Origin of the sequence: Halocatena marina (assembly GCF_023276375.1) — an archaeon.
Taxonomy (GTDB): domain Archaea; phylum Halobacteriota; class Halobacteria; order Halobacteriales; family Haloarculaceae; genus Halocatena; species Halocatena marina.
In genome coordinates, this window is sequence record NZ_JALLPK010000001.1 from 2,586,340 (window position 1) to 2,611,780 (window position 25,441).

Sequence of the window (25,441 nt, forward strand, 5' to 3'; positions counted from 1 at the left end):
CACTGCTTTCTGTCTGCTGCAGTTCCGGAGCGTTTGCTAGAAAGAGTTAGGCACCGGCTTTCTCAAGTGCGGTTTCGAGGTCGTCACGCTGGGTGACACCAACGAAGCGCTCGACAACGCCGTTGTCGTTTTCGATGATGAGCGTGGGGAGCGATCGCACTTGGTACTCGTTTGCGATGTCTTGTTCCTCATCGACGTTCACTTTCTCGACCTGAAAGCGGTCTTCCCAATCATCTTCCAGTTCTTCGAGGATCGGGTCCTGCGTCTTACACGGGCCACACCAGTCAGCGTAGAAGTCTTTCAGCGTAATGGTCATCGTACACCCAAACTTGCCCAGCCTTCGGAATAAGGGTTTCCACTACCTACCACATCACCCCACGCCGAAACGCATACAAACCATGGTGCGAATGAGTACGCATGAGCAAAGGATCTCAGAATTCTGGCGGGCTGATGTCGAGCGCCGGTCTCGTCCGGTATTTCGACTCCGATGACCGTAATGCGCCCCGCATCGACCCGAAAACAGTCGTTGCATTCGGTGTCCTCTTTGGCGTCTTCGTTATGACGCTCACAGCGCTGTGAACGTTTGGCCGATCGAAGACTTGCATACTGCCCACCACGGTGTGGGGTGAGATCGTTCTCAGTTCTGCTCCAGAGAGAACAAGTAGTAAAGATATTAGTACAGCGACCTCGCTCGATTGATTTCCTGAGTCTCCTTACTCCGTCCCGGACGCGAATTCATCGATCAGCACAATAACACCCTTGAGGGCGACAACGAGGGCGACAAAAGTGAAACTCGCCCAGATAACGAGACTGATCATTCCTGACGTCCGACCTGCGAAAAATCCGCCGAGCGTACCAATTGTGACGCCCACAGTGAGATAGAACGCAACGTACAATCGTAGTCCCAAATATGTATCCATACTCCTACCGTCATCTTTCAGATAGTAATACTTTTATCTAATATATTCGATGCTTGATAGCGCTAGCGCGTCGTTTTTCATCCCTACTCGCCAATCACACAGCACATGACTTTCACGGTCGGTGTCATCGCCGTACAGGGTGATGTCTCAGAGCACGTGGCCGCGATTCGGCGCGCGCTCGTCGAGCGCGGCGAGAGATCGGAAGTACACGAGATACGCACGGCGGGTCTCGTACCCACGTGCGATGTCCTCCTCATGCCAGGTGGTGAATCGACGACCATCTCTCGATTGCTCCAACGTGAGGGGATCGACAAAGAGATCAAGACCCACGTTCAGTCAGGAAAACCACTCCTCGCAACGTGTGCCGGTTTGATCGTCGCCAGCCGGGATGCGAAAGACGACCGAGTCACGACGCTTGATCTCGTGGACGTGACTGTCGACCGAAACGCCTTCGGCCGTCAGCAAGACAGCTTCGAGACAACGATTTCCATCGAAGGAATGGATGAACCGTTTCCGGCGGTGTTCATTCGTGCGCCGCTCATCGACGAGGTGGGTTCAGAGGTAACGGTGCTCGCCAAGTGGGAGGACAGGCCGGTTGCCGTTCGAGACGGACCTGTCGTTGCAACCTCGTTTCATCCCGAACTCACGGCCGACTTCCGAGTACACGATCTCGCGCTCTTTGCGTCGGCAACGACGCAGTAAGTCCCGGAGGGGTTTTGCCCTGTGCTGCCATCAATAGGGATATGGACGCATCTATCGAGGGCGTTCGGGTCGCGGGAACGCAACAGGGAGCAGTTCCGGTCGTCACCCTCACGACCGACAACGAGGATGAAAACGATCTGCTCCCCATTTTCATCGGCTTTTCGGAGGCGACGAGTATCGTTCGTGGACTCGACGCCGAAGATATCGGTCGACCACTCACACATGATCTCCTGCTCGACGGCATCGAAGAGCTTGGCGGACGCGTCGAACGGGTCGCCATCAGCGCAGTCGAGGACGGGACCTATTTCGCCGACTTGCATCTGGTAACACCACGCGGAACAGCTGTCGTCGACGCTCGACCGAGCGACGCGCTCGCGCTCGCTGCTCGAACAAATGCTCCGATCGAGATCGCCGCAGATGTGTACGAAGGGGGACGTGATGATCCCGAGCAGTACACGGAACTGCACGACATCAGAGAAGTGATGGGAGACGCAGGCGCCAACGTTCGGCCGACGGTGAGGGATCGTTTTGATGACTGAGACGCTCGCAGAACTGTTTTCAGTCATCGAAGACCGAAAGAAAACACTCCCAGAGGATTCCTACACTGCATCGCTGTTCACGCACGAAAAAGGCGAGAATGCCGTTCTCGAAAAGCTCGGCGAAGAGTGCACCGAGCTCGTCCTCGCCGCAAAAGACGACGAACACAACGAAATCGCCCACGAAAGTGCGGATATCGTCTATCACCTGCTCGTTCTCTTAGCGATGAAAGACATGCAGCTCGATGATCTTCTCGACAAACTGGACGAGCGGCGATGAAGTACGCACGTCTGTAGAAGATTGTAAAACAACTCTCGTCACTCTGAACCTCAAGAGCAAGTGAGTCGAGAGACAATCATTCTCTCTTCATCGAGCAGACACGAACAGGAGTAGTTCTTACGCGACTGCACCACCAATAGCGCCAGCGATCCCGCTCGGAATCGCAAGTAACAATGCGATGATGATAGATCCGACGCCGATTCCCAGTCCAGCGATAAAGCCAAGCGGGCCACCAGCAATTCCGCCGACGAGCGATCCGCCGACGAGAACGAGCGCACCGAGGATAACACCACCCAACGCACCCGCAAGCAGCCCGTGCCACCCACCACGACCCAATCCGCCGCCTGCGAGATAGCCCGCAACGAAGCCACCGATAAGTCCAGCAGCAGCGTGACCGAGCACAGGAATGACAAATCCGATAATTCCGAGCACCAGCTCGACGAGGAATCCAATGATGACGGCGCGCCAGTTTGTCATACCTAGATGTATGGGTACGGTGACACATAAATCATTTTGCTACTGATTGTGAGGGTTCACGTAGGGTCGATCGCGCAAAGAACGTGCTTTTGCCTCCTGGACCGATAGTAGTGGCTATGACTTTCGAGGACTTGCCGACCGTTCCGCGGTCGGAGGAACTCATCGATAAGGCGTTTTCGCGGGCTGCCCGCTCGGGCCGGTCAAAATCCGGCGTCGAGGCCCAGCAGTCAATGCTACTCACTGCGTCGAACATCATTTCCGACAATCTTCAGAACGTCACCACGTCGTGGCCGGACTTTGATGCGCTCGATCCGTTCTACTACGAGCTCGCTGATGCCGTGATTGATGGTGGTGTCGACTCTCTCAGACAGCATCTCTCCGAGGTGATGTGGGCCGGACGGAAGGCGGGCGACATCCGAAGTGAGTATCAATCCCGTCTCCACGGCGAAGCAGAAACAGCACGAAAGATTCGAAAGCAGGCGTTCGCTCGCCTCGCGGATGTTACACGGGAAGTGTCCGATGATTTGCTCGCGCTCGGAGAAGCTCGTGATATTCTCAAACAACTTCCAGACATCCGTACCGAGGAACCGACGATCGTCATCGCGGGTTATCCGAACGTCGGGAAATCGACGTTCGTCAACAGCGTGACGAACGCCCGCAACGAAATCGCCTCGTATCCATTCACGACGAAACAGGTCCGCGTCGGTCACATCGAACGCGATCACATCCGCTATCAGCTCATCGACACACCAGGACTGCTCGACCGTCCGGCCGATGAGCGAAATGATATCGAATCGCAGGCAGTGAGCGCACTGACTCATCTCGCAGACTGCATCCTCGTGTTCATTGATGCCAGCGCATCGTGTGGCTATCCCGTGGACGTCCAGCGCACACTCCGAGACGAGATCGAAACGCGCTTTTCGGACGTTCCCGTGCTGACCGTCTGTGCTAAAGCCGACCGCTCACAGGATCTCGAAACCGATCACTACCTCAGCGTAACGGAGGACGAAGGCGTCGATGCACTGCTCGAAGCGGCCGTCGCTGCTGTCGATCACGAAATTGAGCTCCCGTTCGACGGATAGTCGATCTGGCTCGCCAGCCTTAATCCGCACGCTGTGAAAGAACAGTCATGTTCGACACCCGTCCAGACCGCGATAGTGAGGTGGTGTTCGTCGGCCGCTCGAACGTCGGGAAATCGACGCTCATGCGCGAGTTTACGGGACATACGTTTTCGACCGGTGCGAACCCCGGCGTCACACGCAAACCGAATCACTACGACTGGGCTCCGGAAGATTTCGTTCTCACCGATCTTCCTGGATTCGGATTCATGGAAGGCGTCCCCGAAGAGCGCCGCGAAGCGATTAAAACCGACGTCGTCCGCTACGTAGAAACCAACGCAGAGCACATTCTCGTCGGTGTTCTCGTCATCGACGGCAAGAGTGTCATCGACATCATCGATCGCCACACCGAACGCGGGGAGATTCCACACGATGTTGAGCTGTTTCATTTCCTCCGAGATGTCGATATTCCACCCGTGGTCGCCGTCAACAAGATGGATAAGGTCGACGACCGCGACGACCGCCTCGATGCTCTCTGTGAGCGACTCGGTCTGTACCCGCCGTGGCAGCAGTGGCGCGAGACGATCGCACCGATCAGCGCAAAGCGGGGCACCATTCAACCACTTGAGGAAGCAATCGGACACCACCTTCACGAAGCAAAGCGAGACGACCTGCTGAAGTTCTTCTGACCCCGTCGCAGTTCCCTTATCAAACGAAACGTCTAGAAACCAGATTTAGCAGACATATCGGGTGAGCTACTCGACAACATCATCTGGCGTCATACCACACCAGTAAGACACACGACAACCAATATATAAATTAAATTATAACTCATAGAGGAGAATCCATTAGAAGTAATAACTCATCTACCTACAGAGTGGAGTAAGATATACCCTGAGAATTAGTCGTATCTCGAACCGGCAATGGAACTGACCGAAACGGACAAATGAAAGCCATTCGACTCCCAATTCGGTCTATCACATGCTCGCTTCGAACGCAGATCGGCGTTATACCGCTCATTAATTGACAGCCGCATTCTGTCCGACTTATCGACACCCTCGTATACGGAGAGTTTCGTCAACATCCATCTTTCAAGCGTACAAAGCGACGTTGATCGGATATTCGGCAACTCGTTTGCGTTCGACAGCCTCAAATCGACACGCTGATCCGACTGAACGAGGATGATAAAACAACGAATTTTGCCATAGTGAGTGAGTAAAATATTCTAGTGGTATGAAACAGCTTACGAAGATTATCAGTTACCGTATGTTTATTCGACGTCACACAGCATCGATCGTGTATTAGTCAGATGCCTATCGTTCCCTTAAAGGGAACACAATTCATTCAAACAACAGGATAGTATAACCAATTTTTGGAATAGTTTATTGTTAATCTGGGTAGCAAACGGCAAAGTCGCGCACATTTCCGATCACTTGGCGATTACGAATGTACTTTTGTAATGCCAGTCGCCACGTCATACTACACGGCCGATGCGACGCGGTTCTTATCGTTTGAGATACTCTGGTGTTGAATAGAGAATAGTTCGTTCCCTTTTCGGGAACATCGGCGTGAGTATACCGATCGGCGAATCAATCACTGGCGCACCTGATCGCATAGTCACAAGGCTGGTTGTAAACAGTTCCGGGAGGACCACTTAGATGGCGAACGTCACAACCGGTCCCTCCGATTTCGAAGATCGCACTCATACTCACCGATCATCGTAGTGGAACTCTGTCCACGGACCTTCGATGAACGGGTAGTCCTCGATGACCCCAAGGTCGACATCGATTCCAAGACCGGGACCATCGGGAACGGTCAGCTGTCCGTTCTCGACTGCTGGCTGACCGTCAAGAATGTCGAACGCAAGATCGAATGGGTACATTCCTGGATCGGGAGTACCGTCAAGCACCGGATCTCGCTCGAAGACGGGGTATTCGAGGAGACGTACTTCTGGTGCACCAGCAACGAGGTGTGCGTTCGCAATCAGCCCGAGCCATGTCCCGAAGTTGTGCGGGACAAACGCAATCTCCCGATTTGTACAGTACTCGATGGCGGTCAGACAACCGGTGTACCCGTTGTGGTGTCGAACGTCTCCCTGAAGATAATCAAGCGCTCCGGTACGAGCGAGTTCCACGAGACCAGCTGAAGATGCCTCGCTTTCACCGCCCGCGAGCGGCGCACCGGTTTCGGCCAGTTCGACATAGCCGGCACGATCCGACGGCTCAACCGGTTCCTCCACCCAGTAGGCTCCGTGGTCGGCGGCGTGTTCGACCAGCGCACGAACGGTGTCTCGACCGTAGGATTCACCGAGTTTCCACCACGTGTGTACGTCGAGCATGATCTCCATCTCGTCAGTGGATTCGACTAATCGTTCAACGGTCTCACGGTCACCATCCGGTCCGATACCGGGCCGATATTTATAGCCCATAAAACCGAGATCTTCGATGCGTTCGGCCTGCTCGACGTAGCCATTCGGCTGCATGTACATCCCTGCACTCGCATAGAGCGGTATCTCGACCGTTGGTGTCGTGTCGTACTCCTCTCCGAGCAGTTCGTAGATCGGTGCCCCCACTTCCTTTCCTCGGAGATCGAACAGCGCCACGTCGAGTGCTGACGCTGCCTCCGTCTGAATCCGCTCTGGAAGATCGACCGAGTCAATCAGGTCGTGGATTTCGGCCGGCTGCTCGACCGTTTCACCTTCGATGGCGTCGGCGACTGATCCCTCGACGATGTCGGCAAACGTACCCTGTGATTCGCCTTCGAAATACTCACGCATCGCTGAGCTGCTCGCACCCGCCGTCGCGTATCCCTGTTCACCGTCCCTCGTCTCGACGACGATGAGAACGACATCTCGCTTGAGAAGCCGACGTGTTCCCCCGAAAAACAGTCTGTCTTGATGTGGATTGATTGGTGATGAGAGTGCGTACCCTCGAACGTCGCTGATATCCATGTATTCGTCGTGCGTGGCAACCAGTATAAATCATGAGGCAACTGGGACAGTCGGTCGTTCAATCGATACCCCACCACACAGCAACACTCACACAGCTAATATCCCACAATACCCCTAATAGTAGAAGATTTGAAATAATAGAATGGACGATTACATCTAATGTATCATTATGACATCAGATCGGCGCACGGTTCTCCGTGCGATCGGCGCAATGAGCATTGGCACTGTGGCTTCCCTTGCGAGCATGAGCGCCTCAGCTCCAGCGCGTTCGGCGCGTTTTGCTTCTTCGACCGCTTTCGGAGTGCTCTCACCATGAATGCACGAAACGACCATCGAGTCCGAAGAAGCGTCTGCGTGGATCTCGATCACCCGCTCTTTCTTGTCAGCAGGCATCGTTTAACACTCACCGGAATGTGTACTGGCGATGGTTGCGACCACGCCGTCTGTCGTACTGAGCGTAGTAATATGCGTATGGAGATCGTCTACTGCAACATCGAGATCCGGTGTCAGCGGTGTGACTGTCGCTGGAATGACGTCATCCTTAATCGCGTCTTTGACGTGACTGTCGCTCATTCGCATGACGTACAATCGACAGTCGGAACAACGCGACATAATACTTTTATCGTGAGCCTTGATACCACAGAGACGAGTACCGCCCTCGATAGCGTGGTCCTCAGCAGGAGATTTACACTCTTCAATTGTCATTTGATACGACCGCAAAGCACAACAGAAACGACTCGTTGTAGTAATTATTACTGCGTGGCTACAACCGAGGATCGATCCGGAGACGTCCAAAAGATAGAACTAATTGCACCTGCTGTAGAGACATAACTGTTTTACTATGGTTTTCAATCTGCTCTCGTAGTGTCGACCGACCAGAGCGATCGTGGTGTGACACTACCACCAACAGGAACGGTTGAACGAGATCGAATCTTCCGGGAAGATCGGCCATTGCTCCGTTTTTGGTGTGACAGAACGAACAGTACAGCACCGTCTGTTGTCTGCTCGGATTCAGCTTGTGAGACAGAACAACCAGCACGGCCCTCAGACGAGCGTGGGGCTGCCATCTTCGTGGGCTGGCGAATCGTATCGACCACACAGCGCTCTATAGATCGATATGGATAGCGACGGTCTTTGGAAGGTTCACGCACAATTGTCGTGTTTCCGTGCCTGACCGTATCACCGACCACTATCACCGTCGGTCAAATGACAGATAACCGGCGGCAACGAACACCAGAACACTCGCCACTATCCTCAACTAGTACCTGTGAAAATACGATTTTTAATGTTTCAGTTGTTTCAGATTGTTTCTGGAAGCCAGCCACCATCCACCTCGATATTCTCGCCGCTGATGTACTCTGGTCCATCGAGGAAAAACAGGACGGGCTGGATCAGATCGTCGAAGGCGGCTGGCCGGCCACGGGGCAGCTCCGAGGGAAACTCATCGGAGTTCTCAACGACATAGGGTGAAACAGCGTTCACGGTGATATCGTCAGATTGTGTGTCTGATGCGAGCATTCGCGTAAACATGATAACGCCGGTTTTTGCAACGAAGTAGGGGAAGTTCGTGGTGTTGACGAGTCCTTTCCCTGCGCTGGCGTAACCGATGTTGACGATGCGACCATATCCAGTCTCGCGCATCGGAGAGAGTGCGCGTTTCGAACAGAGGTAGGTTGCGTTGAAGTTCGTATCCAGCACCCGGTTCCACGTCTCCCAGTCGATATCTTCCCAGTGAGTGGGAGCGAACGCACCGACGTTGTTCACGAGGAGATCAACAGTTCCGATGTCATCCGCGACCGTCTCGAACAACTCATCGACGGAGTCTGGATCAGTGACGTCGCCACGAGCAGTCGTCGTTTCGATGTCGCTATCCCGAGCACGAGCCTGCTCTGCGACTGTCTGTGCTGCGTCAGCGCTTGTATGGTAGTGGACGGCAACGTTTGCGCCACACTCCGCAAGTGCGAGCAAGAGCGCACGCCCAACACCCTTTGCACTCCCAGTCACGAGCGCAGTCCGTCCGGTGAGATCCGGTCGATTCATACGCACAGTTCGACCACCGAGACCATTAGCGTTCGGCGACCGGCAGTCATCGTCCCACGCCTCGATGATCCTAAAACGACTACCACGACATATTACAATATCAAGCAGCTAATTCAATTCAGTCAGATCACAAAGCATATAATATGCATGTCTGAAGTTCAAATAGAATGTCCGCGATTGAATTGGAATCACTCCGCAAGCAGTTCGATGGTGTCGTTGCCCTCCACGAAGTTAACCTCACCGTCGAAGCGGGTGAAGTATTCGGTTTTTTGGGGCCAAACGGCGCCGGCAAATCGACGACAATTGATATTCTTCTCGATTACGTTCGACCAACAGCGGGGCGAGCGAGTGTTTTCGGTTACGATGCACAACGAGAGACGAAGTCGGTCCACCAGAAGATTGGGGTTCTTCCCGACGCCTACCACCTCGAGGAGAGTCTGACCGCCCGCCAACACCTCGTGTTCGCCATCGAGTCGAAATCCGCTGCCGACGATCCGGCGGTGCTCTTAGAACGAGTCGGGCTCTCATCCGTTGCTGATCGGGATGTCGGTGGCTTCTCGAAAGGGATGGCTCAGCGACTCGTTCTCGCGCTGGCGCTCGTCGGGCAGCCAGAGCTTCTCATTCTCGATGAGCCGTCAACCGGTTTGGATCCGAACGGTGCGCGCATGATGCGGACTATCGTTCGAGAGGAAAACAATCGCGGTGCGACGGTGTTCTTTTCGAGTCACATCCTCGGACAAGTCGAAGCGGTATGTGATCGGGTGGGTATCCTTGCGGACGGTTCGCTTGTCGCACTGGACAGCATTGAAGGATTGCAGGCAGCGGTTGGAGCAAAATCGAGGATTGAAATGACACTCGACAGACATCCCGGGCCATCGATCGAAGCGGTTCGTAATCTCGCTGGCGTGGCAGACGTAAGCATCAACAGTGATCACGGAACGATTTCCGTCTCGTGCTCTAGCGAACAGAAGGCAGCCGTCATCGATACGATTCGTTCGAACGGAGCACGAGTACTCGATTTCAAAACCAGCGAGGTTTCACTCGAGGAACTGTTCGCGTCGTACACGGGAGGGCGATCATGAGCTGGCTCGTTGTGGCAAAGCGGACGATACTCGATCCGGTTCGGTCGCGACATCTGTGGGTCACACTCGCTTTAGTTGGACTCGTCCTCGGGCTTCTCACGCACTTGATGACAGGACGGTACGCATCTGAAGTGCTGTTCACGAGTTTTGCGCCCTTGTTCGTCCTCATCGCCATCGCGCGTAGCTATCAGACGATCTCCAGTCGGCGTCAGAGCGGGAGTCTCCGAGTCGTGCTTTCCTATCCACACTCGCGCAAAGACGTCGTTCTCGGAACGGCTCTCGGTCGGAGCATCCTCATGGCGGGTGTCGTTTCGTTCGGCCTCATCGTGACGGTCGGAGTACAGTTCATCAACACAGGCCTCCCGGATAGCAAACTAGTCCTGTACACGTGGGGCATCGCCGTCCTCCTCGCGGTATCGATGACAGGGCTCGCTGTCGGGATCTCATCGAGCGTTCGAACGACGAACCGATCGGTGCTCCTCTCGTTCACCGCTTTTCTCCTGTTCTTCGGATTCTGGCAACAGCTTCCGGGCGTGATTCGCTACGTGCTCAACGGTCTCTCTAAACCGGCCCCACCACGACCCGAGTGGGTCGATGTATTCGTTGCACTGAATCCCATCCAAGCGTACAACACCATCCTCAGTGCGCTCGTACCGGCCATCGATTGGAGTTCCAACCTCTACTACGAAACCGCGTGGTTCGGCGTACTCGTTCTTCTCGGATGGTTGCTGTTGCCGCTCCTGATCGGCCTCTGGCGGTTCGAACGAAGCGACCTCTGAGGCGGGACGTCGATCGATAAAAGTCGTTCCACGGCAGGCAACCGTGGGCTTCAGCTAAGAGAAGATCACGCTCGCTGGAGCCTCGGTATGTGATTGTCGCAATCGATGATGCGGGCCACTCATTCATCTGGACGAAATCGACGTGCTCGAATTCCTCGTGATGAGACCCGAGACAGTTCACTCTGTTTGCTTCTCGTTCGGTCCGTTCTGCACCCTCCGTTTCCAGTCACGCTTTTGTGCTCGTTCTGCCACGTGTCGCTGTCCATCTGAGATAGACCAGCGCGCCTTTTCCTCAAAATCGGCCATTTCTTCGAGGAACCCTTCTTGGAAATTCTCCAGCAGATCGTAGCTCCAGCGGTCCCCATCGACCACTCCACGCGGAAGATGCTCGTCTCGAAGCGCGTTGGCGAGCGCTGTCGACCCGGATTGACGGAACAGTACTTCTGCACACGCAAAGTGATCCATTGCGTGACCAATGTCGTGATGGAACTCAATGAGTGCGCCGTGTGCGCGGTGCAACCACTCGATGCCGAGCTCGACCTCGTGGAGTGCCGAGCGCTCGGCATCGCTCAGCTCGCTCGATTCACCTTCGTCGATACCCATGATAAATGATAACACTCATATACAGATATATCTGTCTCACGGAGCGTGGCGCACTCGATCAGCCAATCTCACAGCGCTCGTTCGATAGCCGTCGCTACACTTCGTGCTTTCTCTGCGAGGGAGTCGGTCACCTCGCCTCGTTCGAGTGCCACATTGAGTTCGGCATCGTCGACGCGCTCGACGGTTCCGTCTGCGTGCTTTACCACATCGACGTGGAGATCGACGTACCGAGCCGTATGTGGGAAGAGTTCGACAGGGGTACAGACGTTGACGTACGTTCCTCTGCGCTCGCCATCAGATCCACGGTAGACGGTTGGATACCACCAGCGTCCCTCTTTCAGTTTCGTGATAGCGACATCGCCTGCCTGCCGTTCGACACCGAGCGCATCGTACGATCCGCCAGGAGACATCTGCCGTTCGAGCGTGATCGTCCCCGCCGGGTCGTAGTCGGTCACTTCGCCCCGGCCGAGAGTAATGCATCTTCCGTCTGGTTTGCCGTGGCTGATCGTAATGCGGTCTCCTTTCTGCGGACCGAATCGTCGCGCTGTCACGTCGAACGGGAACGATTCTGTATCACTGCGTGGTGATTCACAGATCGCTTCGGCGAAGTCAACGGCCGCGCTCGCGGTCTCGGTTCCGGCTTTGATGCGGTGGTGACCAGACATTGTCGCTGTCACCGACCGTCGCTGTTCGTCGAGGGCAAAGCGCGACTCCCTGCCGAACCAAACCCACGCTGTCCGGGGAGCTGTGAGCCGATCCGGAGCACTAATATCGCTGTTGTGTGCGCTATCGATCCGCTCGGCGCGATCGTTGAGATCTGCCATCGCTGCTTCGAGAACGTCGAATCCGACATCGGTGGCTCGGTCACGCCACCGAATGGCCCACCCGTCTCGTGGTTCGTTCGGAAGGAGATCAACAAAATCGATCGACGAGGTTTCTCTCTCACCGCCACGCATCAATCGCGCGAAGCCGTTCGAAACCGACACTTTCGTTCGAAGAACCGGACGGTCGTCCTCCCACGGTGGAACCGCTTCTTCCACCTGAACCCGGACGTTATCGTCCTCCTCGACGTATTCGGTGTTCGCGTAGGAGAGATACCCCTCGCTTTTGCCTCCGGTTTCGTCTGTGCTCTTGTTCTCTCCGAGATCGACCACAGCTCCGTTGGCGTGAGTCTCTTTCACACGGCCGTCGAAAATTGCCTCAGAGGGTGTCGGATCCGGCCACGCAAGCGTATCGATACCGGTACGTCGAAGGGTATCGACGATGGTATCGACGTTCTCGGTCTCTTCACCGCTAACGCGCACGCCCTGTCGGTCGTCGCTCGATGCGATCGTGACCGCGGCTGGTGTATCGGGAAACGATGCTTCAAAGCGGGCACGGATCGGTTCTGAACCTTGAACGATCTCGTGCTCCGAGGAGAGGAGTCGCGTCAGCGCAGTCGCGTAAATTCCCCGGATTCGGACGGTCGTCATAGACGGCTCGGGTCGTCTGTGAATCGAACGCGGTCGTGAACGGTCGGTCCGAGCGTGAGTTCGATTCGGTCATCGAGAACACGACCTCCTTCGACCGGAACGCCCCACGAGTCAAACCGAAGATAGCCGCGGATGTCCGCCGCGTGCGTGTAAAGATCGATATACTCTACGGTGTGTTCTTGTGTCTCGCTTGCGCTGTGGGCACGGTCCATGTCCGAGTAGACGACCTCGTGTTCCTCGAAAAACGTCTCGATCTCGCTTGCTGTCTCGCGGGTGGCGGTGACCGCGTGCTCGGATGCCTCTCGAATCTCGTCCATCGAGAGACCAACCGCTCGCAACGCGGCTAGTGTCCGCTGATCGAAGTGCATACCGAGCGTGGGACGGCTGGAACCGAAAAGCCAGCGGTCTCCCCGTATCAACCCATCACCCACCGAGAACGGAACGCTTTCGGGCGACAGGCTGGTAGGAAATGTATGTTCACTGGAATCGTCGAGGAAACTGGCGAAGTCGTCGCGGTCACCGACGCGGATGGGGGGCGTCGGATCCGCGTCGCGGGCTCGTTTTCGGATGAACTCACCACCGGACAGAGCATCGCTGTCAGTGGCTGCTGTCTCACCGTCGAAGATCACGACGACGACAGCTTCGAGCTGTTTCTCTCCCGAGAAACGACCGAGCGCACCTATCTGGGAACGATTGAGGCGGGCGACAACGTCAATCTCGAACGTGCGCTGTCGGCGAACGGACGATTCGACGGTCACGTCATGCAGGGACACGTTGATGCGACCGCAGAGGTGGCACGGATCGAGCGGATCGGTGATGACTGGACGTTCGAATTCTCGCTCCCTGGCGATCTTGATCAGTACGTCGTTGAGAAAGGATCGATCGCCGTTGATGGTATCTCGCTCACCGTCACAGACAATCAGGATGAGGATCGAACTGCAACGGAAACTGGATCACAAACGTTTTCGACCGCGATCATCCCCACGACGTACGAACTGACGAATCTCTCCGAGAAGCAGGTTGGTGATCCCGTCCACCTCGAAGTTGATATTCTTGCGAAGTACGTCGAAGGGATGCTTTCGGACCACGAGACAGCGCGTGATCGGCTCAATCCCGCCAATCCCGGTCCAACACCATAACTACGCGTTTCGTTCGCTTATCCATCGAACTCCGTTCGCTCGACAGCAATCGAGTGTTCGTCGTCGTCCGTGTCTCCGCAAATTTCTCGGTATGTCCGCCGATACTGATCGAGCTTCCGGAAGAGGAGGTAGCCGAAAAATCCCTGATAGATGAGCACAAATCCGAAAAAGAGCACGATGACTGGCACCGACGGGAACACGGCGTTGACAGCACCGACGACGAGTGCGACCAGCGTGTTGTAGCTGGCATGGATGAACGCCGCAATGAGGAGTCCCTTGACGATGATGGGACCGGACCGGCCGGGGTTAAATTTCGCTAATCCGAGATAATACCCCGCGAAAGCGGAGTAGATGACGTGGCCCGGCCCAGCAAGCGCCCGGGTCGCAGTGATGTCGGTCCCAGCTACAATATCTTGCAGCACGATCGCCCCAGACGGCGCTCCGATGAGGCTCAGTCCACGGATGATGTAGATGGCGTTCTCAATGGTTGCGAACCCGAGCCCAGCCACAGCACCGTATATTGCTCCATCGATGACGGCGTTGAAACTCGGCTTTCGGTAGGCATAGAGACGCACAGCGAGGAGCTTTACTCCCTCCTCAACCGGCCCTACGACCAAGTAAAAAAAGAAAATAAAGCCGAACGGAATGGACTGAACGATCGAGAAGCTGGTGTTAACGACGGATGCGAAACTCGCAAACAACACACTGAGAACGAACGTCGCTGCAATGAGATCGATCGGTTCGGATGTCGTAACGTCTGTGACGTAGACGTACGCCACAAGCGCTAACGCTGGTATCGCAGAAAGCAACGTCAGTATACCAACGGTAGGAACGGATTCCGTTCGGAGTTCCGTGAACGCCCCGATGAGAATGAGTATTGTGATGATGAGCGCTGCAAAAACGGTCCCCCACCGTATGCCTACGAGCCCCAAGCTGTAGAGTCTCGTTGCCAACCGATCGAGTGCCGTCCGAGGCTCCCACGTCGCCACGTCGTACAGGTCGCGTGATTGGTTGGCCCGAGTTTCAACCGGATCACGTCTCGTCATAGTGGAACATCTCATGGGAGTGTATAAGACGCTTCGTTGCGCGACTCGAAAATATCTCCAGAAATGTCAATGGGAATCTATTAGCCGGTAAGTTTATTGCAATGTCATACCATGACACGATTGTATGGTGCTTGGGAAAGACGATATGTTCGACACGTTTCTTTCACAGCGTGGACACAGAACCGAATCCGAGCGGGTGGGCTGGGAGAAGGACTATAACAAAAAGCAGTGTCCGGAGTGTGGCGGGTTGCACGATTCGTCTGCCACAGAGTGTTCAGTCTGTGGCTGGACGCCGTATGAGCCAAGCTGAGTCAGCAGGCAAAGATCGAATCGGTGTCGAGATGTAATTACTAACGGACGGGACTCCGTTCGTTTCAATTCGATGGTCTAACCGTCTGTTTCGCCAGACGAAGTCACGTGACTTATACTGCTGGACGCCCTGTACCCTCCATGACTCAGACGCGTGTGACTCGGTTGTTCGGCGGACCGGGATGTGGGAAAACGACGGCATTACTTGACCGTGTCGATGAGATGCTCGAATCGGGTGTCCAGATCGAGGATATTCTCATCGTTTCGTACACCCGTGCAGCGGCCGCAGAGGTGCGAGAGCGGTTGGCAGAGCGCCTCGATCGCAGTCCTCGATCGCTCCGGAGCAACGTCTGTACGATGCACGCGAAAGCATACGAGCTCCTCAATCTCTCCCGGCAAGACGTGGTGAGCGAGAAACACAAACAGGAGTTCTGTGAGGATTACGGCCTCGAGTACGAGGACGAGTACGACTCATCTCGTCGCCGATCATCGCGGTCGACGACAATCGGCAACAAGATTATCGCAACGAGTCAGTGGCTCCAGCGTACCCGCCGTGAGGTCTCCGAGTGGCACGATGTTCCGTTCCAGTGGGATGTCGAGACGGTTCGACTTCCACCAGATATCGACCCGAACGCCCAAACAGGAAACAAGTACACACCGACGTGGTCGACTGATGACGATCGCATCGACGTGCCCCAGACAATCAGTGCGTGGCGAAGCTATAAGGGTGCGAACGATCTCATCGGATTCGCGGATATGCTTAAACGAGTACAACAGCGCTCACTCGTTCCATCGGTTGATTACCTCGTTATCGACGAGTTTCAGGATATCACAACCCTCCAGTACTCAGTCTACGACGAGTGGAAATCACACATGGAAAAAGTGCTCATTGCCGGTGATGACGACCAGGTCGTCTATGCATGGCAGGGTGCCGATCCCATGTTGCTCCTCGAAGAGGGAGGAGAAAACATCGTTCTGGATACGTCCTATCGACTTCCTTCACGCATTCTCAACGTCGTGAACCGCGAAATTTCCCACGTCGAGAAGCGCCAAGAGAAAAATTTCCTCCCACGTATGGAGGGTGGCGTAGTCGAGGCCGTCCGCAATCCTTCGATGTACGATTTGATGCGCAACGTCCGTGCGACGATCGAAGAGGACGACGGCAGTGTTATGGTTCTCTTTCGGGCACGCTATCAGATGTTCCAGTTCATGGATGAGTTCATCGATCAGGGCATCCCGTTTCGGACGATGACCGACCAGCGAATGTGGACCGACCGTCTTACGGACTACATCAACGCGGTCGAAGCACTCGAAGACGACGAACCACTCACGGCGCTCCAAGCGCGACGACTCGCAGAGATGCTCGATAGTGCTGCGTTCGGGACAGGAGAGCGTGATGATCTGTTCGATGCAGTCGACGAGCGACAGGAGTCGGTGGGCATCGATGATCTCAACGAGATCGAAGTCAAGCCGTCGTTCGTCAAAGAGCACGCTCCGTTTGCGCCGGGTCGTTCGAGCGCCGACGACATGGTTCATAAGGTTACGAACTACCAGAAGCGATCGATCCGGGCGTACTTCTCCGGTCCGTATCAGGATATTGACCGCGCTCGTGTTCGTGTGGGTACAATCCATAGTGCGAAGGGTCGAGAGGCAGACCACGTCTTCGTCGCCACCGACCTCACCGAAAAAGTCGTCGAGCAGATGGCTGCCACAGTGGATAACCAAGAGAATGTCCCCGGTGTCGAGCAGTTCACAAAACACACCGATCCCGTTCCGACACTGACTGACAACGAACGACGCGTCTTTTACGTTGGTATGTCCCGGGCCCGCGAACGGCTCGTTATTCTCGAAAATCTCGTCGACGGCGCACCAACGCTCCCGATCGATGTGCTTCTCAACAACCAACCGTCGGACCGCGCGCTCGAAGAGCTCGTCGCCGAGGCACAAGAACCACCTGTAACAGCTTCGTGAGGTGTATAATCGGTAGTTAGTCTCCTTTTTTTCCACGCTCACTCTGTTCTGTTTCGTCGTCGGTTTTCACGATGGCGCTGGTAACCCGCCGGGCGGCCATGCCAGGAATGTCACCCGGTGTCGTGACGTACTCTTCGAAGACGACCATCAGTACGGCGAGCGCCACAAAGACCCCACCGAGAAACTGACGGCCCGAAAATAAAAAGTTCAGACCAAATAGTCCGACAGGGATAGCGAACGCAACCGTGAGTGCGAGCGTGATCGTTCCTGTGATGCTCTTCACCATGTAGGTGTCGTCAGGGATCCGTCGAGTAAAATCGTTCGACAACGGTTGATGAGCGCGATTGAATCAGTTTCCTTCGATCGCATCGATGACCATCGCGGCCGCAACGATAGCTTCCTTCGGTATGTCGGATGCATCGTCTATCGTAACCGTGTACTGATCTTTGAGCGAGAACTCTCCCTCAACAGAGCCAACGTGAGTATCGTCCGCATCGGTGATTTCGTACTCGTGTGGAATGAGTTGGAAGATGATACCGATGTACGGGATGTGTCGTAGCACGTCCACGAGCTTACTGGTCGAACTAATGGTGGCGATAAGCGCCTCCGAGTTCGGATCACGAATTTTCCACTTGTGCATGAACAGCTTCCAGTTTTTATCGAGGACGACCACCGGCTCCTCGGTGACATCGTCAACGAGCATGTAGTTCCCGGCAACGTCAAGGATCCCTCCAGCCTTCACAGTGAACGCCGGATTGCCGTCACCGTCTAGGAACGGAAACTCCTCCTTGAGCTTGAACATTTTCTGCTTGCCCTGAAGGACGAGCTCACCGTTCGCGTCGTATGCCTTGTACTTGTTCCGGATCAACGACTGCACGACCGTGTACTCATCACCGTCCAACTCGACACCTTTCAGAACATCCTCGGTATTAACCGCCACAGTCAGTCACAGGATAGTCACTCGATTGCTGATAGATTAATGTTGTCTATTCCAACTGATATCGTGTCCACAATTCATGTATGGTTCTATAGAGAACGTACAATAACAATAATTTTGTACGTCAGTAATAGCGGTCCTCCGTAGAACATTCGTCGAATCAGTATTTTTAGCGCGCTACTACCATACGATAGACATAAATAAAGCCACACATGACCCATACGAAATGTTAGAGAATGCACTGTTGTATCCACGGCGTGATGGCGGGTGGCGAACGATACTGATTGGAGGGATATTGTCATTTTTTGGATTTCTCATCCTTCCGATTTTTCTATTGCACGGGTATACCGTCCGGTTGCTCCGATCGGCTGCGCTGGACGTAGATGAGCCACCTCAGTTCAACGATTGGGGTGAACTGTTCGTTGACGGGCTCAAGGCTTTTGCTATCAACATCGTATACATCTTCGTCCCGTATGTGCTCGTGCTCATCTCCGTGGGACTCACTGTGTTGGTTGGTGAAGCAGTGTTTGGGGGCGGAGCCGCTGTGGCTGGTCTCTCGATCTTGGTCGGTCTCGTCGCAATGGTGTTTCTGCTTGTCGTAGCTTGCACACTTCCAGTCGCGTTGACCAACTTCGCGGTCGAGGACCGCCTTGGCGCAGCATTCGAGGTTAAAAAAATCATCAGCGCAGTGTTTACTCGTGAGTACGGTATCGCTGTGCTCCTCTCAATCGGTGTCGGGGTTATTGTCGTCGTTGCGTTCACCATCGTCGGACTTATCATTCAACTCATCTTCATCGCTGCTATATTAGGCGCAACCGGGGGAGCAGGCGGCGACCCGACGATGGGTCTCGGTGCGTCGTTCATCGGCATCATTGGTTTCATGGTTATGATCGGTGCCATTCTTATCGGGATATTTGTCGGATTTTATATACATATGGTCGTATACTATCTCCTCGGTCAGGGATGTGGACCTTCGCTCGTGAGTACTCCTCAAATTGAGAGTTCGACTTCTGAGTAGTTCGCCGTTCGAGAAAGCAGGACAACAACCACTTCCGCACCGAATCAGTCGAATTGAGAGCACGAATCTGGAGACTGCGTTGATAAAAAGCGAAGCCAATCACGTTCACTTTCACTCCGGTAGCCGATCGTTCATGCCCGCGGAGAGTGCCGGTTTTTGTATGAGAGTAAATCAATGGAATCGAGACCGACAGTGTTTCACAGCACCAGATCGTTCCGAACACAATGAGTGAGTTCATCGAGGTCCGGGGTGCTGAGGAGCACAATCTTAAGGACATCGACGTGTCCATCCCACGCGAGGAGTTCACCGTCGTCACAGGACTATCGGGATCGGGTAAGTCATCACTCGCGTTCGAGACTGTTTACGCGGAGGGTCAACGTCGGTATATCGAGAGCCTCTCAGCGTATGCTCGGAACTTCCTCGGACAGATGGACAAGCCGCAAGTCGAGACGGTTGAAGGGCTTTCACCAGCGATCTCGATCGATCAGAAAAACGCTGCCAACAATCCGCGATCGACCGTCGGAACGGTCACCGAACTCCACGACTATCTTCGCTTGCTCTACGCTCGCATTGGAACACCACACTGCCCTGAGTGCGGTCGTGAGGTGGGCGAACAGAGTGCCCAGAATATGGTTCGTCGTCTCTTCGAACTCCCAGAAGGAACGCGAGCAAAGATCGCCGCCCCTGTGGTCCGCGATCAGAAAGGAGCATTCGCCGATCTGTTCGATGAACTCGTCTCCGAGGGATACGCACGCGTCGAAGTGGATGGAGATGAGTACGACCTGACGCTCGAAAAGCCAGAGCTGGACGACAACTTCGATCATACGGTGGATGTCATCGTCGACCGTATCACGGTCACAGAGAGTGCTCGCTCGCGCATTACCGACAGCGTCGAGACAGCACTTACCGAAGCAGATGGAATTCTGAAAGTGATTCTCCCGAATCCACCGGAACAGGTCGAATTGGGGGCCAAAACACGCTCGACAGGCGACCTTTCAGGGACGAATACGAGCTCGAGAGCAGAAACAGAAACGAAAACGAAAACGAAAACGGAAACGAATTCAGCGGCTGATACTGACCGTCTTGTCGTGGAATTCTCGGAGGAGCTCGCCTGTACACACTGTGGTATTGATCTTCCCGAGATCGAGACCCGGAGCTTTTCGTTCAACAGCCCGCACGGTGCGTGTCCTGACTGTGAAGGAATCGGTGAGACCAAAGAAATCGACGAGTCGTTTGTGATCACGGACTCCTCAAAGCCACTTCGAGACGTTTTCGAGCCATGGAGCTATCACCGGTCGTACTACCAGACGCGGCTCGATGCGGTTGCTGCTCACTTCGATGTGAGTCTCGGGACACCATTTGAAGACATCAACAAAGAGGTACGTCGAGCGTTTCTCTACGGTACGAGCGAGGATGTCGTGTTCAAGCGACAGACGAAAAACGGCATTCGGCGCAAAGAGAAACCATTCGAGGGTATTATTCCGAATCTCGAACGGCGGTACGTCGAAACCGACTCGCAGGGCACGCGAGATCACATCGAGGAGTACATGGCAACGACCACGTGCCCATCGTGTAACGGGACGCGGCTCAAACCCGCAAGCCGGTCAGTGCTAGTCAATCAAACAGCTATCACCGAGGTGAATCAGATGAGTATCGGTGATGCGCTTGCCCATTTCGAGGGATGGGAAGCGCAGTTGACCGAGCGCGAGCGAATCATTGCGGCAGAGATTCTCAAGGAGATCCGCTCTCGCCTCGGATTCATGTGCGAGGTTGGTCTTGATTACCTGACGCTCGACCGTGAGGCATCGACGCTGTCCGGTGGTGAAAGCCAGCGCATTCGGCTGGCAACGCAGATTGGCTCCGGTCTTGTCGGCGTCCTCTACGTCCTCGATGAGCCGTCAATCGGTCTTCATCAGCGCGACAACGACCGACTCCTCAATACACTCGAAGAGCTGCGTGATCTCGGTAACACGCTCCTCGTCGTCGAGCACGACACCGAGACCATGTACCGGGCGGATACGATCATCGACATGGGACCGGGTCCCGGAAAACGCGGCGGGGAAGTCGTCGTCAACGGCGACGTTGATGAAGTCATGGCCACAGAGGAAAGCATTACTGGCGAGTATCTCGCTGGGCAGCGGGAAATCCCTGTGCCATCAGAACGCCGAGAGCACTCTGGACATCTGGCTATTCGAGGAGCCCGACAGCACAACCTCCGTGATCTCGACATCCAGATCCCGCTTGGAAACTTCACGGCAATCACCGGTGTTTCCGGCTCCGGAAAGTCCACACTGTTGCATGAGGTGCTGTACAAAGGACTCGTCCGACGAATGAACGATACGGATGTCAATCCCGGCGAACACGACGACATCAAGAATATCGATCTGATCGAAACGGTGCGGCTCATCGACCAGAGTCCGATCGGACGCACCCCGCGATCGAATCCAGCGACATACACCGGTGTCTTCGATTACATTAGGGAGCTGTTCGCCGAGACGAAGCTCGCAAAACAGCGCGGGTACAAGAAAGGGCGGTTCTCGTTCAACGTCAAGGGTGGACGATGTGAAGCCTGCGGTGGTCAGGGGACGGTGAAAATCGAGATGAACTTCCTCTCAGACGTGTACGTGCCTTGTGAGGAGTGCGATGGTGCGCGGTACAACGACGAGACACTCGACGTTACATACCGAGGAAAAACCATTTCAGAGGTCCTTGAGTTGAGCGTCGAGGAGGCATACGACTTTTTCGAGCACGACACGCGCATCGAACGTCGCCTGAAACTGCTTCGAGACGTCGGGCTCGACTACATGAAGCTCGGCCAGCCCTCGACGACGCTTTCGGGCGGTGAAGCACAGCGAATCAAGCTCGCAGAGGAACTCGGAAAGCGTGACACCGGTGACACGCTCTATCTGCTCGATGAGCCGACAACGGGCTTGCATTCTGAAGACGAACGCAAACTCATTGATGTGCTCCAACGCCTCGTCGACAACGGCAACACGGTGGTCGTCGTCGAACACGAACTCGATCTCGTGAAGAACGCAGACCACATCATCGACCTCGGACCGGAAGGCGGTGAGGAAGGTGGTGACCTCGTTGTGGCAGGGACGCCCGAAGTGGTTGCGCGAGACGATGACTCCTACACCGGACACTACTTACGCGATCTGTTGCCGAGCGTCGATCTCGACGGCCCACGAAAGAAACGCGTACGGGCGGCTGTGAGCGATGACTGAACGATAACAGTCCCGACTTCGCGTGATTGACGCCTGTCGAGATGATGGCTCGACGATCACCTCACATATCACAGGCATTACTATAAATAGATTCACGAACAGTATATTATCCTAGCTAACGTTTAATCAGACATGTACGCGGCCTTCGAAAACGCATTTTTGACCGACAATGGCGGGTGGAAACGACGAGATCCACCGACAGATGCACAGATCCAGTGTCTCGACGCTTCAAACGAAGTGCCAGAGCGCATCTTCTGTGGAACGTTCGGTGACGGTCTCTACCGATCCGTGGATTCGGGCGAGACGTGGGAACACGTGGATGTGGCCACGAACGTGATGTCGCTCACAGTCGATCCACACGACCCCGATGAGGTTTGGCTCGGAACCGAACCGAGCGCAGTTTATCACTCGACAGACGGTGGCGAGACGTGGGCCGAGAAGCCGGGACTGACGGACCTCCCGTCAGCTTCGGAGTGGTATTTCCCACCACGACCGGACACCCACCACACTCGGTGGATTGCCGTCGATCCAGGGGATCCAGAGCATCTGTACGTCGGCATCGAAGCAGGTGCACTCGTTCAGACACACGATAAGGGCGAGACGTGGGAGGACCGCGTCTCTACTGCACGGCTGGATAATCACACGCTCGCCACCCACCCCGACGCTCCCGACCGAGCGTATTCCGCCGCTGGCGACGGATACGCCGAAACACACGACAAAGGTGAAACGTGGACATATCCACAGGACGGGCTGAAACACCGCTACGTATGGAGTATTGCCGTCGATTCTGCAGATCCAGACACGGTGCTCGTCTCGTCGGCGAGTGGCGCACGGCGTGCGCACGCTTCTAGTAATCCAGAATCGTACGTCTACCGACGAGACAATGGTGGGACGTGGCAGCAGTGCCTCGAGGGCCTTCCAGGACCCGATGGAATGATACGGCCGGTTCTGGCAGCGGGTGCTGCACACGAGTTCTATGCACTGACCAACCGGGGGCTCTATCGGTCTTCGGATTCGGGCGAACACTGGCACGATCTCGGAATCGAGTGGGATGAATCGCTCACAACACAGCGACCCCGAGGACTCGCCTGTATCAAGTAATGGCTACACCCGTGACAACGTCGCCGCACCGAAGGGAACCGAGAAGTTCTCACACCAAATCCCGACACCACTCAAATCAGCTATCTTCAACCCGTTTGGAAGTCGTTGTGAGAACGTCCCAACCGTCGTTATTTCGCCCCCGTCTGCACCATCATCAATGAGAATTTTCGTCCCAGCGTCGATCTCCTCGCTCGTGTCTGGGTCCTCTGCTGGTGTGAGATAACAGAACACGTCGGGCCCTTGTGTCTGCTGATACTCGCGGAACTGGAGGAACAATCCATCAGCGTCTTCGACGAGTTCAACCGTCCCAGAACATTCGTGATCGGCCCTACCGGCGAACGGTCCGGATTTGAGCACTGTTCCGCCACTCGGTTCCTCGTTCCCCCGTGTTGCCGGTTCCGGAGCGAACAGTTCGTATCCGAGATATCCACCGCCGAGCGCAATCGTACCAACTGCGCCAATGAACGTTCGACGGTTCATACGTGTAGTTGTACAGCAGACTGCAAAGCAATTTCTCAAATAATATATCGAATCCAATTGCGCACCGATTTGATACACGTGTTGTTATTGTATATTGATCGAAGATGTCCAATATGTTAAAAAATAATCACATATTCGATGACGGAGGGCGCCTATCTCCATCGAGTGAGAAGGTATTTCTCTGCCGCCGTGTATTCGCCCGATAATGTATGACTTCATCGTGGTGGGGGCTGGGCCGGCTGGTTCGCGCTTCGCTCGCGGTGCTGCGGAGCGCGATCGTGACGTACTCGTCTTCGAGCAAGGGGAAATCGGTCGGCCGCTCGCCTGCTCAGGTCACGTCAGCACGGATATCTGGGACTACGTTCCCGACAGCGCCCACGATGAGCTATTTCAGAACGAAATCTATGGAGCACGGTTTCACGTGGGCGGACCGGAAACGGACGGAGAAGCATTCTACAAGCACGAGAGCGTCTCAAATGCCATCGACCGCGTTGGGCTGGATAAGACGCTCGCGCGCACAGCGGTTGAGGCGGGTGCAGACGTACGCGACCACCACACAGTCACAGCGGTGCGCGAGCGCCACGATCACGTTGCAGTCGTTGTGAAAGGGCCAAGTGGCACAGAGACCCACAAGGCTCGGATGGTCGTGGGCTGTGATGGACCACGTTCGCGCGTTCGTTCCGAGTGTGATCTTCCCCAGCCTGGTGAGTTTCTCCACGGAGTCCTCGGATTCGATTCGACACCAGACCACCAGGACTTCGTTGATGTCCACCTCAGCGTTCCAAAGTTCTTTGCGTGGCGGATTCCGCGTGGTGATGCTGGCGTCGAATACGGTCTCGCAGTCGCCCCCAGCGCAAGCGTTCCGGACCGATTCTCTGCGTTCTGTGATGCATACGGCGTCGACGTATCGCACCGCTGCTCGGGGGCGATTCCCATCGGACCGCCGCGCCGAGTGACAGGTCGACGGAGCCTCCTCATCGGTGATGCTGCAGCGCAGACGAAGCCGTTCACCGGTGGTGGGATTCTCTATGGAATGCGAGCAGCCGACCACGCTGCCCGTGAGATTGACCCAGAGCAACCGGGAACGCTCGGTGACTACGAACGCGCGTGGCGGGACGACCTCAGTAACGAGATCCGTCTCGGTCACTGGGTGCGTCGCGCGTATTCGCTCCCAACACCGATTCAGTCGCTCGGGCTCCAAGCTCTCTCTGGGGAAATCGGTGTCCACATGGATCGTCCATCGACGTTGTTCTCGCGAGAACAGATGCGGACGCTGCTCTCACAATCGAACCGCTAACACGCCGAATCAGGCTG

General features: G+C 55.2%; 29 protein-coding genes. 15 read left to right on the forward strand and 14 right to left on the reverse strand.

Translation table 11 applies throughout. The features are described from left to right. Positions 1 to 46: 46 nt before the first annotated feature. Positions 47 to 316: a thioredoxin family protein gene (locus MW898_RS11840; RefSeq protein ID WP_248907453.1), complete on the reverse strand. Its 270-nt coding sequence runs from the start codon at positions 314 to 316 to the stop codon at positions 47 to 49. A 101-nt stretch (positions 317 to 417) separates the two neighbouring features. On the opposite strand from MW898_RS11840, the gene MW898_RS11845 reads away from it, so the two are divergent. Further along, a complete protein-coding gene (locus MW898_RS11845; protein ID WP_248907455.1) occupies positions 418 to 579 on the forward strand; it encodes a preprotein translocase subunit Sec61beta in 162 nt (53 codons plus the stop codon). Between the two features lie 134 nt (positions 580 to 713). Here the strand turns inward: MW898_RS11845 and MW898_RS11850 are convergent, their stop codons facing one another. Next, positions 714 to 920 carry a hypothetical protein gene (locus MW898_RS11850; RefSeq protein ID WP_248907457.1) on the reverse strand — a complete coding sequence of 69 codons (207 nt, stop codon included), beginning with the start codon at positions 918 to 920 and terminating at the stop codon, positions 714 to 716. A 105-nt stretch (positions 921 to 1,025) separates the two neighbouring features. Here MW898_RS11850 and pdxT point away from each other — a divergent pair, with 105 nt between their 5' ends. The 3 genes from pdxT to hisE are packed head-to-tail and all read left to right on the forward strand — an operon-like array spanning position 1,026 to position 2,438. Then, positions 1,026 to 1,622, forward strand: a complete 597-nt coding sequence (gene pdxT, locus MW898_RS11855) for a pyridoxal 5'-phosphate synthase glutaminase subunit PdxT (RefSeq protein WP_248907459.1) — start codon at positions 1,026 to 1,028, stop codon at positions 1,620 to 1,622. Positions 1,623 to 1,663: 41 nt separating this feature from the next. Beyond that, positions 1,664 to 2,161, forward strand: a complete 498-nt coding sequence (locus tag MW898_RS11860) for a bifunctional nuclease family protein (protein ID WP_248907461.1) — start codon at positions 1,664 to 1,666, stop codon at positions 2,159 to 2,161. Beyond that, positions 2,154 to 2,438, forward strand: a complete 285-nt coding sequence (gene hisE / locus MW898_RS11865) for a phosphoribosyl-ATP diphosphatase (protein WP_248907463.1) — start codon at positions 2,154 to 2,156, stop codon at positions 2,436 to 2,438. Before MW898_RS11860 ends, hisE begins: the two co-directional genes overlap by 8 nt. A gap of 117 nt (positions 2,439 to 2,555) precedes the next feature. On the opposite strand, the gene MW898_RS11870 is transcribed toward hisE, so the two are convergent. After that, complete coding sequence (locus MW898_RS11870; protein ID WP_248907465.1) at positions 2,556 to 2,915, reverse strand: DUF5518 domain-containing protein; 360 nt, start codon at positions 2,913 to 2,915, stop codon at positions 2,556 to 2,558. Between the two features lie 116 nt (positions 2,916 to 3,031). On the opposite strand from MW898_RS11870, the gene MW898_RS11875 reads away from it, so the two are divergent. Then, positions 3,032 to 3,997, forward strand: coding sequence for an NOG1 family protein (locus tag MW898_RS11875; RefSeq protein ID WP_248907467.1), 966 nt, complete (start codon positions 3,032 to 3,034; stop codon positions 3,995 to 3,997). A gap of 47 nt (positions 3,998 to 4,044) precedes the next feature. Next, positions 4,045 to 4,662 carry a GTP-binding protein EngB gene (gene engB / locus MW898_RS11880; RefSeq protein WP_248907469.1) on the forward strand — a complete coding sequence of 206 codons (618 nt, stop codon included), beginning with the start codon at positions 4,045 to 4,047 and terminating at the stop codon, positions 4,660 to 4,662. A 1,019-nt stretch (positions 4,663 to 5,681) separates the two neighbouring features. Here the strand turns inward: engB and MW898_RS11885 are convergent. The 4 genes from MW898_RS11885 to MW898_RS11900 form a co-directional block, all read right to left on the reverse strand. Continuing rightward, on the reverse strand, positions 5,682 to 6,923 hold the full coding sequence (locus MW898_RS11885; protein ID WP_248907472.1) for a mandelate racemase/muconate lactonizing enzyme family protein: 1,242 nt from the start codon (positions 6,921 to 6,923) through the stop codon (positions 5,682 to 5,684). A gap of 156 nt (positions 6,924 to 7,079) precedes the next feature. Then, positions 7,080 to 7,316: a hypothetical protein gene (locus tag MW898_RS11890; RefSeq protein WP_248907474.1), complete on the reverse strand. Its 237-nt coding sequence runs from the start codon at positions 7,314 to 7,316 to the stop codon at positions 7,080 to 7,082. Between the two features lie 3 nt (positions 7,317 to 7,319). Then, the gene (locus MW898_RS11895) at positions 7,320 to 7,628 is read right to left on the reverse strand and encodes a hypothetical protein (RefSeq protein WP_248907476.1); all 309 of its coding nucleotides are present in this window, start codon (positions 7,626 to 7,628) and stop codon (positions 7,320 to 7,322) included. Between the two features lie 594 nt (positions 7,629 to 8,222). Next, a complete protein-coding gene (locus tag MW898_RS11900; RefSeq protein WP_248907478.1) occupies positions 8,223 to 8,963 on the reverse strand; it encodes an SDR family NAD(P)-dependent oxidoreductase in 741 nt (246 codons plus the stop codon). A gap of 167 nt (positions 8,964 to 9,130) precedes the next feature. Here MW898_RS11900 and MW898_RS11905 point away from each other — a divergent pair, with 167 nt between their 5' ends. Together MW898_RS11905 and MW898_RS11910 are read left to right on the forward strand one after the other, a co-directional pair. Then, on the forward strand, positions 9,131 to 10,045 hold the full coding sequence (locus tag MW898_RS11905) for an ABC transporter ATP-binding protein (protein WP_248907480.1): 915 nt from the start codon (positions 9,131 to 9,133) through the stop codon (positions 10,043 to 10,045). Beyond that, positions 10,042 to 10,824 carry an ABC transporter permease gene (locus MW898_RS11910; protein ID WP_248907482.1) on the forward strand — a complete coding sequence of 261 codons (783 nt, stop codon included), beginning with the start codon at positions 10,042 to 10,044 and terminating at the stop codon, positions 10,822 to 10,824. The genes MW898_RS11905 and MW898_RS11910 overlap by 4 nt, the downstream gene beginning before the upstream one ends. A gap of 177 nt (positions 10,825 to 11,001) precedes the next feature. On the opposite strand, the gene MW898_RS11915 is transcribed toward MW898_RS11910, so the two are convergent. The 3 genes from MW898_RS11915 to MW898_RS11925 form a co-directional block, all read right to left on the reverse strand. Beyond that, positions 11,002 to 11,427 carry a hypothetical protein gene (locus MW898_RS11915; RefSeq protein WP_248907484.1) on the reverse strand — a complete coding sequence of 142 codons (426 nt, stop codon included), beginning with the start codon at positions 11,425 to 11,427 and terminating at the stop codon, positions 11,002 to 11,004. A gap of 68 nt (positions 11,428 to 11,495) precedes the next feature. Next, on the reverse strand, positions 11,496 to 12,899 hold the full coding sequence (locus MW898_RS11920; RefSeq protein ID WP_248907486.1) for a ribonuclease FAU-1 family protein: 1,404 nt from the start codon (positions 12,897 to 12,899) through the stop codon (positions 11,496 to 11,498). Beyond that, on the reverse strand, positions 12,896 to 13,267 hold the full coding sequence (locus tag MW898_RS11925) for a DUF7532 family protein (protein WP_248907488.1): 372 nt from the start codon (positions 13,265 to 13,267) through the stop codon (positions 12,896 to 12,898). The genes MW898_RS11920 and MW898_RS11925 overlap by 4 nt, the downstream gene beginning before the upstream one ends. A gap of 105 nt (positions 13,268 to 13,372) precedes the next feature. Here MW898_RS11925 and MW898_RS11930 point away from each other — a divergent pair, with 105 nt between their 5' ends. Then, entirely contained in the window at positions 13,373 to 14,038 is a 666-nt protein-coding gene (locus MW898_RS11930; RefSeq protein WP_248907490.1) for a riboflavin synthase, read from the forward strand. A 17-nt stretch (positions 14,039 to 14,055) separates the two neighbouring features. On the opposite strand, the gene MW898_RS11935 is transcribed toward MW898_RS11930, so the two are convergent. Beyond that, positions 14,056 to 15,084 carry a PrsW family intramembrane metalloprotease gene (locus tag MW898_RS11935; protein WP_248907492.1) on the reverse strand — a complete coding sequence of 343 codons (1,029 nt, stop codon included), beginning with the start codon at positions 15,082 to 15,084 and terminating at the stop codon, positions 14,056 to 14,058. Positions 15,085 to 15,208: 124 nt separating this feature from the next. Here MW898_RS11935 and MW898_RS11940 point away from each other — a divergent pair, with 124 nt between their 5' ends. Beyond that, entirely contained in the window at positions 15,209 to 15,394 is a 186-nt protein-coding gene (locus MW898_RS11940; protein WP_248907494.1) for an HVO_0416 family zinc finger protein, read from the forward strand. A gap of 140 nt (positions 15,395 to 15,534) precedes the next feature. After that, positions 15,535 to 17,364: a UvrD-helicase domain-containing protein gene (locus MW898_RS11945; protein WP_248907496.1), complete on the forward strand. Its 1,830-nt coding sequence runs from the start codon at positions 15,535 to 15,537 to the stop codon at positions 17,362 to 17,364. Positions 17,365 to 17,380: 16 nt separating this feature from the next. Here the strand turns inward: MW898_RS11945 and MW898_RS11950 are convergent, their stop codons facing one another. Both MW898_RS11950 and MW898_RS11955 read right to left on the reverse strand, forming a co-directional pair. After that, positions 17,381 to 17,650, reverse strand: a complete 270-nt coding sequence (locus MW898_RS11950) for a DUF7533 family protein (protein ID WP_248907497.1) — start codon at positions 17,648 to 17,650, stop codon at positions 17,381 to 17,383. A 63-nt stretch (positions 17,651 to 17,713) separates the two neighbouring features. Continuing rightward, complete coding sequence (locus MW898_RS11955) at positions 17,714 to 18,304, reverse strand: LURP-one-related/scramblase family protein (protein ID WP_248907499.1); 591 nt, start codon at positions 18,302 to 18,304, stop codon at positions 17,714 to 17,716. A 223-nt stretch (positions 18,305 to 18,527) separates the two neighbouring features. Here MW898_RS11955 and MW898_RS11960 point away from each other — a divergent pair, with 223 nt between their 5' ends. The 3 genes from MW898_RS11960 to MW898_RS11970 all read left to right on the forward strand — a co-directional run bounded on the left by MW898_RS11960 (position 18,528) and on the right by MW898_RS11970 (position 23,647). Next, positions 18,528 to 19,319 (forward strand): DUF4013 domain-containing protein, encoded by a 792-nt coding sequence (locus MW898_RS11960; protein WP_248907501.1) that lies wholly within the window; start codon positions 18,528 to 18,530, stop codon positions 19,317 to 19,319. A gap of 224 nt (positions 19,320 to 19,543) precedes the next feature. Beyond that, positions 19,544 to 22,546, forward strand: coding sequence for an excinuclease ABC subunit UvrA (gene uvrA, locus MW898_RS11965; protein ID WP_248907503.1), 3,003 nt, complete (start codon positions 19,544 to 19,546; stop codon positions 22,544 to 22,546). A gap of 132 nt (positions 22,547 to 22,678) precedes the next feature. Next, positions 22,679 to 23,647: a WD40/YVTN/BNR-like repeat-containing protein gene (locus MW898_RS11970; RefSeq protein ID WP_248907505.1), complete on the forward strand. Its 969-nt coding sequence runs from the start codon at positions 22,679 to 22,681 to the stop codon at positions 23,645 to 23,647. 3 nt (positions 23,648 to 23,650) lie between these two features. Here the strand turns inward: MW898_RS11970 and MW898_RS11975 are convergent, their stop codons facing one another. Further along, complete coding sequence (locus tag MW898_RS11975; protein ID WP_248907507.1) at positions 23,651 to 24,127, reverse strand: DM13 domain-containing protein; 477 nt, start codon at positions 24,125 to 24,127, stop codon at positions 23,651 to 23,653. Between the two features lie 205 nt (positions 24,128 to 24,332). Here MW898_RS11975 and MW898_RS11980 point away from each other — a divergent pair, with 205 nt between their 5' ends. Beyond that, entirely contained in the window at positions 24,333 to 25,424 is a 1,092-nt protein-coding gene (locus MW898_RS11980) for a geranylgeranyl reductase family protein (RefSeq protein ID WP_248907509.1), read from the forward strand. The last annotated feature ends 17 nt before the right edge of the window (positions 25,425 to 25,441 follow it).

What these genes read in the sequence shown, in the direction of transcription:
- MW898_RS11910 (WP_248907482.1), top strand. Translation starts at nt 10,042, where the DNA reads ATGAGCTGGCTCGTTGTGGCAAAGCGGACGATACTCGATCCGGTTCGG.
- MW898_RS11915 (WP_248907484.1), bottom strand. Translation starts at nt 11,427, where the DNA reads ATGGGTATCGACGAAGGTGAATCGAGCGAGCTGAGCGATGCCGAGCGC.
- MW898_RS11845 (WP_248907455.1), top strand. Translation starts at nt 418, where the DNA reads ATGAGCAAAGGATCTCAGAATTCTGGCGGGCTGATGTCGAGCGCCGGT.
- MW898_RS11935 (WP_248907492.1), bottom strand. Translation starts at nt 15,084, where the DNA reads ATGACGAGACGTGATCCGGTTGAAACTCGGGCCAACCAATCACGCGAC.
- MW898_RS11945 (WP_248907496.1), top strand. Translation starts at nt 15,535, where the DNA reads ATGACTCAGACGCGTGTGACTCGGTTGTTCGGCGGACCGGGATGTGGG.
- MW898_RS11860 (WP_248907461.1), top strand. Translation starts at nt 1,664, where the DNA reads ATGGACGCATCTATCGAGGGCGTTCGGGTCGCGGGAACGCAACAGGGA.
- MW898_RS11925 (WP_248907488.1), bottom strand. Translation starts at nt 13,267, where the DNA reads ATGCACTTCGATCAGCGGACACTAGCCGCGTTGCGAGCGGTTGGTCTC.
- MW898_RS11870 (WP_248907465.1), bottom strand. Translation starts at nt 2,915, where the DNA reads ATGACAAACTGGCGCGCCGTCATCATTGGATTCCTCGTCGAGCTGGTG.
- MW898_RS11885 (WP_248907472.1), bottom strand. Translation starts at nt 6,923, where the DNA reads ATGGATATCAGCGACGTTCGAGGGTACGCACTCTCATCACCAATCAAT.
- MW898_RS11900 (WP_248907478.1), bottom strand. Translation starts at nt 8,963, where the DNA reads ATGAATCGACCGGATCTCACCGGACGGACTGCGCTCGTGACTGGGAGT.
- MW898_RS11980 (WP_248907509.1), top strand. Translation starts at nt 24,333, where the DNA reads ATGTATGACTTCATCGTGGTGGGGGCTGGGCCGGCTGGTTCGCGCTTC.
- pdxT (WP_248907459.1), top strand. Translation starts at nt 1,026, where the DNA reads ATGACTTTCACGGTCGGTGTCATCGCCGTACAGGGTGATGTCTCAGAG.
- MW898_RS11960 (WP_248907501.1), top strand. Translation starts at nt 18,528, where the DNA reads ATGTTAGAGAATGCACTGTTGTATCCACGGCGTGATGGCGGGTGGCGA.
- MW898_RS11840 (WP_248907453.1), bottom strand. Translation starts at nt 316, where the DNA reads ATGACCATTACGCTGAAAGACTTCTACGCTGACTGGTGTGGCCCGTGT.
- MW898_RS11850 (WP_248907457.1), bottom strand. Translation starts at nt 920, where the DNA reads ATGGATACATATTTGGGACTACGATTGTACGTTGCGTTCTATCTCACT.
- MW898_RS11970 (WP_248907505.1), top strand. Translation starts at nt 22,679, where the DNA reads ATGTACGCGGCCTTCGAAAACGCATTTTTGACCGACAATGGCGGGTGG.
- MW898_RS11940 (WP_248907494.1), top strand. Translation starts at nt 15,209, where the DNA reads ATGGTGCTTGGGAAAGACGATATGTTCGACACGTTTCTTTCACAGCGT.
- engB (WP_248907469.1), top strand. Translation starts at nt 4,045, where the DNA reads ATGTTCGACACCCGTCCAGACCGCGATAGTGAGGTGGTGTTCGTCGGC.
- MW898_RS11905 (WP_248907480.1), top strand. Translation starts at nt 9,131, where the DNA reads ATGTCCGCGATTGAATTGGAATCACTCCGCAAGCAGTTCGATGGTGTC.
- hisE (WP_248907463.1), top strand. Translation starts at nt 2,154, where the DNA reads ATGACTGAGACGCTCGCAGAACTGTTTTCAGTCATCGAAGACCGAAAG.
- MW898_RS11975 (WP_248907507.1), bottom strand. Translation starts at nt 24,127, where the DNA reads ATGAACCGTCGAACGTTCATTGGCGCAGTTGGTACGATTGCGCTCGGC.
- MW898_RS11920 (WP_248907486.1), bottom strand. Translation starts at nt 12,899, where the DNA reads ATGACGACCGTCCGAATCCGGGGAATTTACGCGACTGCGCTGACGCGA.
- uvrA (WP_248907503.1), top strand. Translation starts at nt 19,544, where the DNA reads ATGAGTGAGTTCATCGAGGTCCGGGGTGCTGAGGAGCACAATCTTAAG.
- MW898_RS11875 (WP_248907467.1), top strand. Translation starts at nt 3,032, where the DNA reads ATGACTTTCGAGGACTTGCCGACCGTTCCGCGGTCGGAGGAACTCATC.
- MW898_RS11895 (WP_248907476.1), bottom strand. Translation starts at nt 7,628, where the DNA reads ATGACAATTGAAGAGTGTAAATCTCCTGCTGAGGACCACGCTATCGAG.
- MW898_RS11890 (WP_248907474.1), bottom strand. Translation starts at nt 7,316, where the DNA reads ATGCCTGCTGACAAGAAAGAGCGGGTGATCGAGATCCACGCAGACGCT.
- MW898_RS11930 (WP_248907490.1), top strand. Translation starts at nt 13,373, where the DNA reads ATGTTCACTGGAATCGTCGAGGAAACTGGCGAAGTCGTCGCGGTCACC.
- MW898_RS11950 (WP_248907497.1), bottom strand. Translation starts at nt 17,650, where the DNA reads ATGGTGAAGAGCATCACAGGAACGATCACGCTCGCACTCACGGTTGCG.